The organism is Paenibacillus sp. yr247, from assembly GCF_900103825.1.
Taxonomy (GTDB): domain Bacteria; phylum Bacillota; class Bacilli; order Paenibacillales; family NBRC-103111; genus Paenibacillus_E.
The window spans coordinates 491,243-506,064 of sequence record NZ_FNIF01000001.1 but is presented as its reverse complement, the minus strand read 5'-3'; the positions used below and the strand labels follow the sequence as shown (position 1 = coordinate 506,064).

The window sequence follows — 14,822 nt, the reverse complement described above, 5'->3', positions numbered from 1 at the left end:
ATTGGCTGAAACGCTCCCTATCTGATAATATAGGAGAGTCAATCTAAATCTTAAGGAGATGTCACCATGACCGAAATGAATACCCTAGAAATTATTCAGTTTATCAAAGAAAGCAAGAAAAAAACACCTGTTAAAGTATATGTAAAAGGAAACCTTGAAGGCATTAATTTTGGCGAAGGCAGCCAAACCTTCTTATCCGGCGGTAGCGGAGTTGTCTTTGGCGAATGGAGCGAAATTCAGCCTGTTCTGGAAGCAAACAAAGCGCTAATTGCAGATTTCGTTGTTGAAGCTGATCGTCGCAATTCTGCGATTCCAATGCTTGATCTGAAGCCAATCAACGCTCGTATTGAGCCGGGCGCGATCATTCGTGATAAAGTACATATCGGAGATAACGCGGTAATCATGATGGGCGCACTTATTAATATTGGCGCTTCAGTTGGTGACGGCACAATGATCGATATGAACGCCGTTCTTGGCGGTAGAGCACAAGTAGGCAAAATGTGTCACATCGGTGCAGGCGCTGTTGTTGCAGGCGTTATTGAGCCTCCATCCGCACAACCTTGTGTCATCGAGGATGATGTGCTTGTTGGAGCGAATGCGGTTATCTTGGAAGGTGTTCGCATCGGTAAAGGATCCGTCGTTGCAGCTGGAGCTATTGTCACACAAGACGTAGAAGAATATACCGTTGTGGCGGGAGCACCTGCTCGAGTGATTAAGAAAGTGGACGACAAAACAAAGTCCAAAACAGAAATTTTACAAGATCTGCGCACCCTGTAAGGTGTTCTGGAGGGATTCGCCATGCTTAGCCCATTTATAGAGCTGCGCCGTCAGCTTCACCAAATTCCGGAGCCGGGCTTCCAAGAGTTCAAGACGCAACAGCTTCTTCTTGACAATCTAGCTAAGCTTCCTCAGGATAGAATAGCTATCCGCACGTGGCGCACAGGCATTTTGGTATATATCAAAGGTACGAATCCTACCAAACGCTTCGGATACCGTGCGGACATGGATGGACTACCAATCACGGAAGAGACCTCTCTTCCATTTCCCTCCCAGCATCCGGGTTACATGCATGCTTGCGGGCATGATTTTCACATGTCGATTGGGATGGGCGTTGTTGCCCATTTCGCTCAAGAACCGATGCAGGATGACTTGGTTGTTCTTTTTCAACCAGCAGAGGAAGGTCCAGGTGGCGCATTACCCATGCTTGCTGCTGAAGAATTGCAGGATTGGAAGCCCGACCAGATGGTCGCTCTCCATATAGCTCCCGAGTATCCGGTAGGTACGATTGCCACACGGCCGGAGATCTTGTTTGCAAATACATCTGAGCTGTTCATCGACCTCTTAGGCAAAGGCGGACATGCTGCTTATCCGCATCAAGCGAATGATATGATCGTTGCGGCGACACAAATGGTTGGTCAATTACACACCATCGTTTCTCGTAATGTGAATCCGCTTGATTCGGCCGTCATTACGATTGGCAAAATGGAAGCTGGAACCAAGCAAAACATCATAGCAGAAAAAGCCCGCTTAGAAGGCACGATTCGCACCCTCTCCGCTGATTCGATGAGCAAGATCAAAAAACGTATCGAAGCCGTAGCAGCAGGTATCGAAAGTTCCTTCGAGTGCAAAGCCACTATTGATTATGGCTCGAATTACCGCCAAGTATTTAATGATCCTGCTTTGACACTGGAATTCATGTACTGGCTTCGCGGAAGCGATAAACTACAGCTTGTGGAATGTACAGAAGCGATGACTGGCGAAGATTTTGGCTACTTTTTGGAGCAAATACCTGGCTTCATGTTCTGGTTAGGGGTAGACACTCCTCATGGTCTGCACAATGCCAAGCTTGAGCCAGATGAGCGTGCCATTCATATTGCCATAGATACCATAACCGCTTATCTTCGTTTTAAATCTAACTAAAATAAGCAAAGAAAAACCTCCAGCCCACTTTTGTGGATTTGGAGGTTTTTTTATGAATAACTGAAGAATCACCTGGATCAAGTTAGCTTACTTACAAATCGTGCTACACGATCAAGTGACTGCTCCAATACTTCCTGTGAATAGGCATATGAAATACGGATAAAGCCTTCTCCATATGAGGTAAACGCATCACCAGGAACAACGGCAACATGCTCCTCATGAAGCAGCCTCATTGTAAAGTCCTGAGATGATAATCCGAATTTTGCAATCGAAGGGAACAAATAAAAAGCGCCGTCCGGCTTTTCCAAGTCGAAACCCATAGCCTTCAGCCGATCATAGACATAATTCCTACGACCTTCATAAGCGTTCCGCATGGGCAGCGCATCATTCACCCCAACTGTCAAAGCCTCCAGTGCCGCATATTGGCTTATTGAGCTCGCGCAGGTCACATTATATTGGTGAACCTTTACCATATGCTCTGTGATATAAGCCGGCGCCAATGTGAAACCAACACGCCAGCCTGTCATAGCGTGCGATTTGGATAAACCATTAATGACAATCGTTTTCTCACGGAGCTTGCCAATTGTCGCAATGGAGTGATGGCGATCACCATATACAAGCTCACTGTAGATTTCATCCGATAATATAAACAATTCTCGATCTTCTAATAATTGGGCTAAATCGGCCAATTCCTGCTCTGTAAGTACTTGACCTGTAGGATTAGACGGATAGCATAAGATAATGCAGCGCGTGTTAGCCGTTAGATAAGGCTCAAGTAACTCAGCGGTTAATTTCAAGCCATTCGTTCTTGTATCGACATAGACAGGAACTCCGCCTGCTAATCGGATTAGCGGTTCGTATCCAGGGTAAATAGGCGCAGGAATGATAACTTCCGCACCAGGTGTAAGAATGGTACGTAACGTAATGTCAACCGCTTGACTCGCTCCAGCCGTAACGATAATTTCGTCAGCCGCCCGATATTCCTGGCCATACTTGTTACGAACGAAGTCCGATGCCGCTTCGCGCAACTCTAATAGACCGTGATTTTGGGTATACACCGTTTTATTTTGATCCAAAGCCCTCTGCCCAGCCTCAATTATATGCCGCGGCGTCGGGAAATCAGGCTGTCCAATCGTTAACGTCAGTGCGCCTGGAATGGTGCTTACGAGATTTGAGATTTTGCGTATGCCAGAAATTTGAATGTCTTTAACTTTTGGATTAATCAGATGCTCCATGTGATTCACTCCTCTCCCAGTGGGAAGAACCCTAGGATGTTCTTATTGTTTGCAGAAGGTACTCCATATCAGCTGGAATCGGTGCTTCAAATTGCAACCATTCCCCCGTGCGTGGATGCTTGAAGCCCAAAATGGCTGCATGCAGCGCTTGCCCGTCCATCAGCATCCCTTTGCTCTTGCCATACATGGGATCGCCAACTAGGGGATGGCCAATGAATTTCATATGCACACGAATTTGGTGGGTTCTTCCTGTTTCCAGTTTCAGCTCAACCAACGTGAAATCGCCAAAGCGCTCGATAACTACGAAATGAGTCACCGCTTGTTTACTGTTTTTTTCCGTAACGGTATACATTTTGCGATCATGTGAATCCCGTCCAATTGGAGCGTCAATAGTCCCCTGATCATGCTGAAGGTTCCCATGAACCAAAGCAACATACTTGCGATTAACCGTATGAGCCTTCAACTGCTCGGCCAAGCTTGCATGTGCTTTATCGTTCTTTGCTGACATAATAAGACCTGAAGTGTCCTTATCAATCCGATGCACAATACCAGGGCGCAGTTCTCCGTTTATACCGGATAAATCCTTGCAATGGTACATTAACGCGTTAACCAACGTACCTGAATAATGTCCTGGTGCCGGATGAACGACAAGTCCCCGCTGCTTATTGATCACGATGACGTCAGCATCTTCATATACCACATTTAGCGGAATGTTTTCCGCGGCAAGCTCAACACCTTGAGGTTCTGGAATTTGTAGCCCAATAACATCATGCTCTGACAACTTATAGTTTGGTTTAATGGCTTTCCCGTTCACTTTAACATGCCCATCTTTGACCCATTGCTGAATTAGCGTTCTTGACACATCTTCTTCCAATGCATCCGTTATGAATTTATCGATACGTTCCTTGGCATACTGTTTTTCAACCATCCATTCGACCACATCATTTGTCGCGGCTTCAGACGAGGTCTGATTTGTGTTCATGAGCGGCTCCTTTTTTTTCTTTTCTCCAAGCAAGTAATGAGTCTAAGAAAATCAGGATAACCCCGATCACGATGGCGGAATCAGCTAAATTGAAAATCGGATAAACGTAGTATATCGCTTTGCCGAACAAGCTAAAATCGAAAGTAAACTGCAGGAAATCCACAACTTCACCGAATAAAGCACGATCAATGAAATTACCGATAGCTCCTCCGAGCAGCAGACTTAGAGCAAAAGATAACAACGTTTTTCCTTCGCGAATCGTTCGACGAATGTACCAGAGAATCCCAATCACAACAACAAGCGTAATCACAATGAAAAACCATCTTTGGTTTTGCAAAATACCGAATGCAGCGCCCCTATTACGATGCGAGGTAATGATGAAGAAATCACCGAGTACCGGACGCTCTTCGCCTAGTGGAATACGTTTCATAATGAACCATTTGGACACTTGATCCAAAATAAATACAATAAGCGCATAAAAATAATATCTCATAATCTTTTCCTCCTAAATTTCGTAAGCATGAACGGTTCCTTATTTTCAAGGAATTACCTCACTAAAAAAAGCTGCCACTCGGCATTATAACGGTATGGATCAGGTGTTAGAAGGGAGCTGTACGACCTATGAGCCATTTAACCGAGGAGCAATTAAAAGAATTGTATCTGCAATTATTGGAGGAAAAGCTTGATCTCGAAAAACACTTTGCCACGAATGATAATTTTGGCCTGTCCAATTCATTCACAGATAGTACGGGCGAGCTCTCCATGTATGATAACCATCCGGGAGATATCGCTACAGAAATTTATGAACGCGAGAAAGATATTTCTCTCAATGAACATGCAGAATTTCATTTACAGCAAGTGGATGAAGCCTTAGCTCACATGGAAAGTGGGGATTATGGCATTTGTGTATTTTGCAAAAAACCGATTCCATTCGAACGCCTTCAAGCTATTCCTACCACACTATACTGCTTAGAACATGTACCTGATCCTAACCAATCCTTCAGAAGGCCCGTCGAAGAACAAGTGCTCTTTCCGCCTTTTGGCCGAACGAGCTTTGATGAACGCAACGATGAGACCGAATTTGATGGCGAAGATGCCTGGCAAATCGTTGAAAGTTGGGGCACATCCAATACACCTGCATTTGCTGAAGACTCGAACGTTGAAAACTACAACGAGATGTATATTGAAGCCGATGAACACGAAGGCTATGTTGAGTCTTTTGAGAGCTTTGTAGCGACTGACTTGTATGGTGAACATGTCACAATCGTACGAAGCAAAGCCTACCGCGATTATATGCATAATGGCGAAGGAGATCCACTTCTCGAACCAGAAAATCTTTCACCCTCGTACGACGAGCAGCTCTAGAATAAACAGGACAAACGAGCTTCGCTTGAAGCGACAGCTCGTTTGTTTCCTTTATCACTCGTGGTAATGAGCCGTTACAACGTCATTACATCTGGCACAAAGCGTCGGATGCTCTTTACTTTGCCCAACCTCTGGGGTCACTATCCAGCAGCGCTCACACTTTTCGCCTTCTGCTACAGCAATAGCAATGGCAACATCCTTCGATTGAAAAGCCCCTTCAGGCACCCCTGTTCCCGGCTGATGCACACTGACAGCAGATACGATAAACAACTGATCCAATTGCTCCAACTGGGTTAGTAAGTTGAACGTTGTTTCATTGGGATACAGGTTTACAGCTGCCCCTAACGAGTTACCGATGACCTTTTCTTTACGTGCTTCCTCGAGAGCCTTCAGAACTTCATCTCTCACATCGAGGAAACTATTCCATTTATTTTCCAATTGCTCATTATACAAGCTTGAATCCACTTCTGGCAGCTCCGCGAGCTGTACACTGCTCAGCTCTTCTCCAGGAATGTACTTCCATACTTCGTCTGCTGTATGGGGAAGAATCGGAGAAATCAGCTTAGTTACAGCGATTAGTGACGCGTATAGCACCGTTTGCGAAGCTTTACGAGCAGGATCATGAGGTGCATTCGCGTACAAACGATCCTTGATGATATCTAGGTAGAACGAGCTCATTTCAACTGCGCAAAAATGATGAATCGTTTGGTAAACAACATGAAATTCATAAGCCTCGTAAGCTTTCACTACCTTCTCAATCATGCGGTTCAGGCGAATTAGCGCATAACGGTCAAGTTCGGATAAACTGCCGGTTGCTACACGATCTGTTGCTGGGTTGAAATGATTCAAGTTACCAAGCAAGAACCGCATGGTGTTTCGGATTTTGCGGTATACTTCCGTCGTTTGATTCAGGATATTATCCGAAATCCGGTGATCCGATTGATAATCGACTGAGGATACCCACAGACGCAAGATATCAGCACCAAGCTTCCCGCAGACTACATTAGGATCAATGGTATTTCCGATCGACTTGGACATCTTACGTCCTTCTCCATCAAGCGTAAAACCATGGCTGAGAATGCCTTTATATGGCGATTTCTCTCTTGTAGCAACACCTGTAATGAGGGAGGAGTTGAACCAACCACGGTACTGATCGGAACCTTCCAAGTATAGGTCCGCAGGCCACTGCAGCTCAGGGCGAGATTCTAGAACAGCTATATGGCTGGAACCGGAGTCAAACCATACATCCATGATGTCCGTTTCCTTACGGAACTCGCCATGACCACATTTGGTACAGTTAGTCTCTCCCGGAAGAAGGTCTTTCTCTTCCTTGATAAACCAAGCATTTGAGCCTTCTTGCTCAAATAGCTGAGCCACATGCTCGATCGTTTGCTCATTGACGAGCGGTTCATTACAGCTGCGACAATAGAAGATTGGAATTGGCACACCCCATGCACGCTGCCTCGAAATACACCAGTCTCCGCGGTCAGCTATCATGTTATGCAGGCGGATTTCTCCCCACTCCGGCGTCCACTTTACTTGCTTGATTTCATCCAGCATCTCTTGTCTGAATTTATCGATAGAGGCAAACCACTGCTCAGTTGCACGGTAAATAACAGGCTTCTTCGTCCGCCAATCATGAGCGTATTGATGCTGTATTTCTCCAGCTTTAAGCAATAGACCAGATTCTTGCAGCTTTTCTATGATTAGCTTGCCGCCTTTTTCATAGAACATACCTTCGAAGCCCGGCGCTTCGGCTGTAAAATGCCCTTGATCATCTACCGGACAAAGCACTCCGATGTTATAACGTTGTCCGATTGCGAAGTCATCCTCCCCGTGTCCAGGAGCCGTATGCACGCAGCCAGTACCTGCTTCTAATGTCACATGTTCGCCAACCATTACAAGGGATTCCCGGTCATAGAATGGATGCTGACATGTAACAAATTCCAGCTCACTCCCTTTTACCGTAGACAACACTTCATAATCGCTCCAGCCAATTTCTTTCGATGCAGCTGCAAGCAAGCCTTGAGCGAGTACATATTTCTTACCGTTCGCTTGAACCACGGCATAGTCGAATTCTGGATGTAAGGAGATCCCTAGATTCGCTGGCAGCGTCCAGGCTGTCGTCGTCCAGATCACAATCGCAGCATCTTGCGGCAGCTTTCCTTTTCCATCTTTAATTGGAAACGCTACGTAAATAGAAGTGGATGTTTTTTCTTTGTACTCAATCTCAGCCTCCGCGAGTGCGCTCTCCGAGGATGGGGACCAATAGACCGGCTTCAAACCCTTGTAGACGTAGCCTTTTTGTACCATTTTGCCAAATACCCGAATTTGTTGCGCTTCATAATCCGGTTGTAGAGTGATATAAGGGTTCTTCCAGTCGCCGCGGATACCCAGACGTTGAAATTGACTCTTCTGTTTCTCTACGGATAGCAATGCGTACTCTTTGCAATATTCACGGAACTCAGGGACGGTCATTTTTTTACGATCGACTTTCCCGCTGTTCGTAATCACCTGCTCAATCGGCAAGCCGTGTGTGTCCCAGCCTGGTACATAGGGTGCATCGAAGCCTTGCAGCGTTTTGAATCGCACAATGATATCTTTCAATACCTTGTTCAGCGCATGCCCAATATGAATATCTCCGTTCGCGTATGGAGGTCCGTCATGTAAAATAAATTTGGTTCTGCCTTTGCGACTCTCCTGCACTTTGGCATAGATGTCTTCAGCTTCCCAATGCTCTTGAATTTTCGGTTCCGCCTGAGGTAAGTTACCTCTCATCGGAAACTCCGTTTGCAATAAATTTAATGTTTTACCATAATCCAATTCAACCACTCCATTCTTACCCTCAATCTTTTTAGCTAGAAAACAAAAAAAGCCTCTCATCCCAAAAGGGACGAGAAACTCAACTCGCGGTACCACCCTCGTTAAAAAGCAAAATGAACAAACGCTCAAAGGCGTGTAAATCATCGCTTTATCACTCGATCATGTGTAACGGCATGACCCGTTTCTCTCTACTCGATTCAAGAGACGCTCCTGGGGGATATTCGGTACGCTGCAGAGATTAGGCTCACACCAAAACCCTAATTCGCTGGCACTGCTTTAACGTCCTACTCGTTCCAGTCATAGCTTTACTGAGATACATTTAACAGGAGTATAACGAATTCGTCAAGCATAGTCAATATGACAACCGTCAAAGAACCACATTTCTATTCTTCTTTAATCTCAAACTGCATGCTTTGCCAGCCTTCTGTGTTCAACAGCTCTAGCTGAGCTTCGAGCAGCGTCCGGAAACGCGTGCGGTAAATCGATGCCTGCTTCTTCAGTTCTTCAATCTCTAAAGCAACCTTACGAGAACGCGTCAGGGATTCGTTAATAATCCGGTCTGCATTTTTCTCGGCTTCCTTCAAGATAAGCTGTGCTTCTTTCTTGGCATTGCTTCTGACTTCATCCGCTGCTTCTTGGGCAACGATGATCGTTTTGCTTAACGAATCTTCGATATTCGTGAAGTGATCCAAACGCTCTTGCAGCGTCACCGTTTGATTCTGTAAGTCTTTATTCTCGCGAATCAACGCCTCGTAATCCTTAATGACTTGATCGAGGAATTCATTCACTTGATCTTCATCATAGCCGCGAAACGAGCGTGAAAACTCCTTATTGTGTATATCTAACGGTGTTAATGGCATCAGTGCCCCTCCTTAGCGTTTTGCGTAGCAAAACTGAATTCGCAAGCATAAGCTGAACTTTCTTCATAAGAAAGCTAGTTTGAACCCACATCTATACTGAATGAGTTCGACAGAAAATAAGCAATTCCTGCAAAGTTCGTGGATAAATTATCCACGTTCATGCAAACTTGCCGATCTTCACACGAATTCTTCCTTTTTTCGTTACACCTTCCACTTCAAGCACCTTGAATCTACCAAATCCTTGCATGGAAACCATATCGCCTTCTTTAAGTGGTTTGCTTGGATCTTCCTCAAGCTTCCAATTGACGCGGCAGCGTCCAGCTTGAATAGGCATCAAGACCTTCGCTCTGCTTAGCCTAAATACATCGCTTACAATTCCGTCCATTCGCATGGATGCAACAGACAAGGTCAGCTCGTCCAATTTTACCGATGCTAGTTCCAGCTTATCCAGCGGCAGCAGTTCCGTTTGCACATGAACCTTGTGCACCTGAGACAAGTTTAAATGCAAATAATCAGCCGCGTCCCGGGTAACCAGAAAATGGCAGCCACCTTCTATAACTTGAATATCGCCAACCTTGTCTCGCTTCATGCCGAGTCCAAGAATGGCGCCCATGTAATCTCCATATTCTAGTGTTAGAAATTTGCCGTCACCGGAAGAAACGGACAGGACCGCCATCTCCATATCTTCCCCTTCCAAAGAACGGTAATCAGGTGCAATCAATGCCCTTCTTCGTTCGGCTGCTGCGTATCCGCCATCTAGCCGGCAGTGAACATCGGGGTGTCGGTTTACAAGTGATGTTAGAATAGAAGCCTGTCTGGGATCCAGAAAGTCAGTTAGCTTCACAGCATGCTGCTCGGCTGCCCGCTCGACCCAATCCCAAGCTTTATCGACAAAATGATGTTCGTCTGGATGAAAATGACCATAGAGTTCTTTTGGCAATGTTAAAACATCCCTGCAATGAAATCGAGAACAGCCATAATCCCCATAACCACAAATCGCAATGCGATTAAGGCCACAATTGGCGAGAGATCAATGAATCCGACGCTTGGAATAATTTTCCGAAATGGACTCAGGTACGGTTCAACCAATTTTCCTAGGAGCCCTCCGATAAAACTTTCACGTGCATTAGGAAACCAAGAGAGCACCAAATAGCCAATAATCATGAAATAATAAATTTCCATCAAAATACTAAGATAATAGTGAACGTAAACCACGTACGCATCCACCTCTGTGTTAGGATATGCGCCTATTCCTCACCCATCATCTCGGAGATGTGACCATGAATATCAACTGAATCTGGTGTACAGAGGAAGATATTCGGTCCAAGTTTGGAAATAGACCCATTCAAAGCATATACCGTTCCGCTTAAGAAATCTACGATGCGAACGGCTTGGTCACCACGAACCCGCTGCAGATTGACAACCACCGCTCTTCGGGACCGAAGATGATCTGCGATGTCTTGTGTTTCTTCATAAGTTCTAGGCTCACTTAATACTACACGTGCATTTTTCTGTGAATGAATGCTGACGACATTCGCCTTATTTTTATTACGCAATTCATACGGATTGGTTTCAGGTTCTTCTGTTGTTTCCACAATGCGCTCCCGTTCCACAATCTCTTCCTCTTCTTGCAATCCAAGAAAATTCATAAATCGGTTATAAACACCCACTATAATTCCCTCCTGTCTTGTTCTTAAATCAACATTGTGACTATCCTTCTTTCCCAACCAAAACGGTTCCCAAACGAATCCAAGTAGCCCCTTCTTCAATCGCTACTTCAAAGTCTCCGGACATGCCCATAGATAACTCCGTAATATCGTGAGGAAAAATCTTCCGCTCATTCAAGCGGTCTCGCAATTCGCGCAACCCACGGAATACAGGTCTTGTTGCATCGGCCGCCATCTCATAAGGAGCCATGGTCATCAAACCGGTGATATGTATATGTTTTAGTTTGCTAACTTCTACAGCAAAATCGAAGAAATGCTCGGGTGCTACGCCATACTTAGACTCTTCACCGGAGACGTTCACTTGTAAAAAACAATTAACTTCAATTCCAAGAGCTGCAGCTTGCTTGTCCAGTTCTCGTGCTAGAGACATGCGATCAAGCGAGTGAATGTAGGCAAATTTGCCGATGATGTCCTTCACTTTGTTTGTTTGCAGATGACCAATGAAATGCCATGTTCCCCGTTCATGCAGCGCTTCCCACTTAGGCTTTACATCTTGCCAGCGATTCTCACCGATATGGAGAAGTCCCTTATCCAATACACTTTTGGTCGTCTCCAAGGAAACATATTTCGTTACAGCAATAATCTTGATTTCATTTTCGTCCCGTCCAGACCGCTTACATGCGGCGGCGACACGTGCTTCAACCTCTTCTTTACGGGCCAGTAAGCTCACGAATGCAAACACCTCGATTCAACGCATCACTTGCAAAAATCTTCTTAAAGAAGACCTATCCAAGCAATCATTCTACCTGTAGGACCGCCTTCTTTTCGATGTGAAAAAAAGAGAGCAGAACTACAACTCGTACATAACTGTGTTACTTCGATATGGGACGACAAAATTCCTGCTTCCCGCAACAATTTTCGGTTCAATTCTTGCAAATTCAGCATATACTTGCCATTTCCTTTGTCGGTAATCACAGCTAGCTGCTCTTTTGGTGATGCTTTTACATCCGTAAGCACCTTATAAGCACGACTAGCTACAGTCTCGTCGACCTCATAGCAGCAGACGCCAATGGATGGCCCAATTGCTGCTCGTATGTCAGCGGGCTGACTTCCAAAAGTATGTGTCATTAAGGAAATTGTAGCCATGGAAATGTTTAACACTGAACCCTTCCAACCCGCGTGAGCAAGCCCTGCAACACGCTTTACGGGATCATAGAAAAACAATGGCACACAATCCGCAAATTGCGCACAAAGAACAATCCCCTTCTCATTTGTTATGAAACCGTCCTTCGCTTGAATGGCCGATTCTCTGGATGCTCTGCCCTTCCCCTTCTCTTGTAAGCCTACTACGGTAACTTCATTACCATGTACCTGCTCAGCATAAGTAAATGCTTCAAACGGCTGGCCTATGGCTTCAGCTATTAACTCACGGTTCTTCACTACATGCTCAGGTAAATCATTCACATGAAGTCCGCAATTGAGTGTCGAATAGGGTGCCCTGCTAACTCCGCCATGGCGGGATGTAAAACCAACCGTTAGTTCACTGAATTGCTCCATCCAGCTTGCTATCGTAAATAAGACAGGCCTGCCTTCTTTGACTTGTTTCACAAATGGTTCCACGATTTTCTCTCTCCCCACACATACATCTTTTCTTTACTTTAGCACAAAACAAAAAGACACACGATATCTGCTTGGCCTGCCCTCAATGCAGCAGCCTTCGATCGTGTGCCTTTCGTCAATTACGGAATTGCCGATTGAACTCATAAACACCCTCGTTTTCTTCCGTTTGACGATAAGGACGGGCATCTTCGAGTTTCACGAGAACAACATCGGCACCGATTTTCACAATATGCTTCCAAGGTATGATGACATCTGTCCCTGAACCAAATAATCCGAAAAATCGGGTCTGATTAGGTACAACGATCGATTCGATACGACCCTGCCGCAGATCAAGCTCCAAATCGCTGATTTGCCCGAGCTTTTTGCCATCTACAATATTGATTACGTCCTTCGTCTGAAAATCAGATATTTTCATGAGGCTATTCACCACGTATCTCATTAGGATTTTTAACTGATTTTGTACTAGTATATGTACCGTGTGGGCAAAATGTCCTGAAAACCAAAAAAAGACCTTCACAGCTTGTCACAGCCGATCCAGTCTTTATGTAAAGAAATTACGATTTCACGTGTTTTTGCATTTGACAGATGGCCGATTTCTCAAGCCGAGAAACCTGTGCCTGGGAAATGCCAATCTCATCGGCAACCTCCATCTGTGTTTTCCCTTCAAAAAAGCGCATGGAGAGGATCATCTTCTCCCTAGCATTCAGTTTGCGCATGGCTTCGCGAAGAGCAATTCCTTCAATCCATGACATGTCCTTATTCCGCTCATCACTAATCTGATCCATCACATAAATGGGATCTCCGCCATCATGATAAATCGGTTCAAATAACGAAACCGGATCTTGAATTGCGTCGAGTGCGAATACCACATCTTCTTTTGGCACATTAAGCGCCTCGGATATTTCATAGATCGTAGGCTCGCGTGAATTTTGATTCGTCAAGCTATCTCTGACTTGTAAAGCTTTGTAAGCAATATCTCTTAAGGAACGAGAAACGCGAATCGGGTTATTATCACGTAAGTAGCGGCGAATCTCACCTATTATCATCGGTACAGCATAGGTTGAGAATTTAACGTTTTGGCTCAAATCAAAGTTATCAATGGCTTTCATCAAACCAATACAGCCAACTTGGAAGAGATCGTCCACATACTCTCCTCGATTGTTGAACCGCTGGATCACACTTAGAACCAATCTGAGGTTCCCATTAACCAATTTCTCTCTTGCAGCTCGCTCCTGTTTGGTCTGCAAATCAGCAAACAGCTCACGCATTTCAACATTGGTCAGAACTGGCAGTTTGGCGGTATCAACACCACAAATCTCAACTTTATTTCGGGTCACCGTGATTACCTCCCAAGGAGAAACATTACTGTTAATTATCCCCGTGAGTGTATGATTTATTCCTATCCTACCCCCTCTGCAACCACTTGACAAAAGGGCTTCGACTCGCTCCCTCCCGTGACTGCTGAACAATTTCGACATGACCCGCCAAAAAATATTTTTCACAAAAAAAAGAGAAGCTGGACGGTGACTCCATCACATGCTCTCTTTTCTCCTTACACCATCTTATTAAACTCCTTGCGAAGCCTTTTAATAATTCGCTTTTCCAATCTGGAGATGTACGATTGCGAAATGCCCAGTAAGTCAGCGACGTCCTTTTGTGTTTTTTCCTCGCCGTCTTGCAAGCCGAAGCGAAGCTCCATAATGATTCGCTCTCGTTCGCTTAGCTTATCCAGCGCCTTATGCAGCAGCTTGCGATCCACCTGTTCCTCGATGTTGCGGTAAATTGTATCATTTTCTGTTCCAAGTACATCGGATAATAGAAGTTCATTGCCATCCCAATCAATGTTCAGCGGTTCATCAAAGGATACTTCCGTACGAATTTTACTATTCCGTCGCAAGTACATCAGGATTTCATTTTCAATGCAACGTGAAGCGTATGTAGCCAGCTTAATCTTTTTCTCCGGGTCAAAGGTGTTCACTGCTTTAATTAAGCCGATAGCACCAATTGAAACCAAATCCTCAATATTGATGCCTGTATTTTCGAACTTTCTAGCTATATAGACAACCAATCTAAGGTTGCGCTCAATCAGCATAGCTCGAATTGCAGCATCCCCAGACGGTAACTTTTCCAATAGGTATTCTTCTTCTTCTCTCGTAAGTGGAGGCGGTAATGCTTCACTACCACCTATGTAATAGATTTCCTCTCCTTTAAGACCTAATAGCATTAAAATACGATAATACGCTAGTTGAAAAAGCATTTTCCACTTCAAGAGCATGTTAGTTACCTCCTAAGAGTTTTGCGTTTGCAAAACTAACTTCGTTAGCATTCGCTTAGTTTTGCTGTGCAAAAC

16 protein-coding genes and 1 other annotated feature are annotated in these 14,822 nt (G+C 44.9%); of the genes, 3 read left to right on the top strand and 13 right to left on the bottom strand.

From position 1 onward, the window contains the following. The first annotated feature begins 66 nt into the window (after positions 1–66). Both dapD and BLT91_RS02270 read left to right on the top strand, forming a co-directional pair. Positions 67–777: a 2,3,4,5-tetrahydropyridine-2,6-dicarboxylate N-acetyltransferase gene (gene dapD / locus BLT91_RS02275; RefSeq protein WP_090816139.1), complete on the top strand. Its 711-nt coding sequence runs from the start codon at positions 67–69 to the stop codon at positions 775–777. Positions 778–798: 21 nt separating this feature from the next. Further along, on the top strand, positions 799–1,920 hold the full coding sequence (locus BLT91_RS02270) for an N-acetyldiaminopimelate deacetylase (protein WP_090816137.1): 1,122 nt from the start codon (positions 799–801) through the stop codon (positions 1,918–1,920). Between the two features lie 77 nt (positions 1,921–1,997). Here the strand turns inward: BLT91_RS02270 and BLT91_RS02265 are convergent, their stop codons facing one another. The 3 genes from BLT91_RS02265 to lspA are packed head-to-tail and all read right to left on the bottom strand — an operon-like array spanning position 1,998 to position 4,630. Then, complete coding sequence (locus BLT91_RS02265) at positions 1,998–3,155, bottom strand: aminotransferase A (RefSeq protein ID WP_090816134.1); 1,158 nt, start codon at positions 3,153–3,155, stop codon at positions 1,998–2,000. Positions 3,156–3,186: 31 nt separating this feature from the next. Then, positions 3,187–4,137: an RluA family pseudouridine synthase gene (locus BLT91_RS02260; protein ID WP_090816132.1), complete on the bottom strand. Its 951-nt coding sequence runs from the start codon at positions 4,135–4,137 to the stop codon at positions 3,187–3,189. Continuing rightward, positions 4,112–4,630 (bottom strand): signal peptidase II, encoded by a 519-nt coding sequence (gene lspA / locus BLT91_RS02255; protein WP_090816129.1) that lies wholly within the window; start codon positions 4,628–4,630, stop codon positions 4,112–4,114. Before lspA ends, BLT91_RS02260 begins: the two co-directional genes overlap by 26 nt. Before the next feature lie 128 nt (positions 4,631–4,758). Here lspA and BLT91_RS02250 point away from each other — a divergent pair, with 128 nt between their 5' ends. Beyond that, positions 4,759–5,502: a TraR/DksA C4-type zinc finger protein gene (locus BLT91_RS02250; protein WP_090816127.1), complete on the top strand. Its 744-nt coding sequence runs from the start codon at positions 4,759–4,761 to the stop codon at positions 5,500–5,502. 54 nt (positions 5,503–5,556) lie between these two features. On the opposite strand, the gene ileS is transcribed toward BLT91_RS02250, so the two are convergent. From ileS to sigE, 10 genes are all read right to left on the bottom strand, one after another. Beyond that, on the bottom strand, positions 5,557–8,325 hold the full coding sequence (gene ileS / locus BLT91_RS02245; RefSeq protein ID WP_090817215.1) for an isoleucine--tRNA ligase: 2,769 nt from the start codon (positions 8,323–8,325) through the stop codon (positions 5,557–5,559). A 63-nt stretch (positions 8,326–8,388) separates the two neighbouring features. Next, positions 8,389–8,635 (bottom strand) — a binding site (T-box leader). A gap of 73 nt (positions 8,636–8,708) precedes the next feature. Next, on the bottom strand, positions 8,709–9,185 hold the full coding sequence (locus BLT91_RS02240; protein WP_090816125.1) for a DivIVA domain-containing protein: 477 nt from the start codon (positions 9,183–9,185) through the stop codon (positions 8,709–8,711). A gap of 157 nt (positions 9,186–9,342) precedes the next feature. Continuing rightward, positions 9,343–10,125: a YlmH family RNA-binding protein gene (locus tag BLT91_RS02235; protein ID WP_090816123.1), complete on the bottom strand. Its 783-nt coding sequence runs from the start codon at positions 10,123–10,125 to the stop codon at positions 9,343–9,345. A 2-nt stretch (positions 10,126–10,127) separates the two neighbouring features. After that, positions 10,128–10,367, bottom strand: coding sequence for a YggT family protein (locus BLT91_RS02230; RefSeq protein WP_090817213.1), 240 nt, complete (start codon positions 10,365–10,367; stop codon positions 10,128–10,130). Positions 10,368–10,432: 65 nt separating this feature from the next. Continuing rightward, positions 10,433–10,855: a cell division protein SepF gene (locus BLT91_RS02225; RefSeq protein WP_090816121.1), complete on the bottom strand. Its 423-nt coding sequence runs from the start codon at positions 10,853–10,855 to the stop codon at positions 10,433–10,435. Between the two features lie 40 nt (positions 10,856–10,895). Continuing rightward, positions 10,896–11,582 carry a YggS family pyridoxal phosphate-dependent enzyme gene (locus tag BLT91_RS02220; protein WP_090816119.1) on the bottom strand — a complete coding sequence of 229 codons (687 nt, stop codon included), beginning with the start codon at positions 11,580–11,582 and terminating at the stop codon, positions 10,896–10,898. 44 nt (positions 11,583–11,626) lie between these two features. Then, positions 11,627–12,472: a peptidoglycan editing factor PgeF gene (gene pgeF, locus BLT91_RS02215; protein ID WP_090816117.1), complete on the bottom strand. Its 846-nt coding sequence runs from the start codon at positions 12,470–12,472 to the stop codon at positions 11,627–11,629. 115 nt (positions 12,473–12,587) lie between these two features. After that, positions 12,588–12,887: a YlmC/YmxH family sporulation protein gene (locus BLT91_RS02210; RefSeq protein WP_090816115.1), complete on the bottom strand. Its 300-nt coding sequence runs from the start codon at positions 12,885–12,887 to the stop codon at positions 12,588–12,590. Positions 12,888–13,026: 139 nt separating this feature from the next. Continuing rightward, positions 13,027–13,809 (bottom strand): RNA polymerase sporulation sigma factor SigG, encoded by a 783-nt coding sequence (sigG, locus tag BLT91_RS02205; protein WP_090816113.1) that lies wholly within the window; start codon positions 13,807–13,809, stop codon positions 13,027–13,029. A gap of 215 nt (positions 13,810–14,024) precedes the next feature. After that, entirely contained in the window at positions 14,025–14,747 is a 723-nt protein-coding gene (gene sigE, locus BLT91_RS02200) for an RNA polymerase sporulation sigma factor SigE (RefSeq protein ID WP_090816111.1), read from the bottom strand. Positions 14,748–14,822: the final 75 nt, after the last annotated feature.

What these genes read in the sequence shown, in the direction of transcription:
- dapD (WP_090816139.1), top strand. Translation starts at nt 67, where the DNA reads ATGACCGAAATGAATACCCTAGAAATTATTCAGTTTATCAAAGAAAGC.
- BLT91_RS02230 (WP_090817213.1), bottom strand. Translation starts at nt 10,367, where the DNA reads ATGGAAATTTATTATTTCATGATTATTGGCTATTTGGTGCTCTCTTGG.
- BLT91_RS02270 (WP_090816137.1), top strand. Translation starts at nt 799, where the DNA reads ATGCTTAGCCCATTTATAGAGCTGCGCCGTCAGCTTCACCAAATTCCG.
- BLT91_RS02240 (WP_090816125.1), bottom strand. Translation starts at nt 9,185, where the DNA reads ATGCCATTAACACCGTTAGATATACACAATAAGGAGTTTTCACGCTCG.
- BLT91_RS02265 (WP_090816134.1), bottom strand. Translation starts at nt 3,155, where the DNA reads ATGGAGCATCTGATTAATCCAAAAGTTAAAGACATTCAAATTTCTGGC.
- lspA (WP_090816129.1), bottom strand. Translation starts at nt 4,630, where the DNA reads ATGAGATATTATTTTTATGCGCTTATTGTATTTATTTTGGATCAAGTG.
- BLT91_RS02210 (WP_090816115.1), bottom strand. Translation starts at nt 12,887, where the DNA reads ATGAAAATATCTGATTTTCAGACGAAGGACGTAATCAATATTGTAGAT.
- sigE (WP_090816111.1), bottom strand. Translation starts at nt 14,747, where the DNA reads ATGCTCTTGAAGTGGAAAATGCTTTTTCAACTAGCGTATTATCGTATT.
- BLT91_RS02250 (WP_090816127.1), top strand. Translation starts at nt 4,759, where the DNA reads ATGAGCCATTTAACCGAGGAGCAATTAAAAGAATTGTATCTGCAATTA.
- BLT91_RS02260 (WP_090816132.1), bottom strand. Translation starts at nt 4,137, where the DNA reads ATGAACACAAATCAGACCTCGTCTGAAGCCGCGACAAATGATGTGGTC.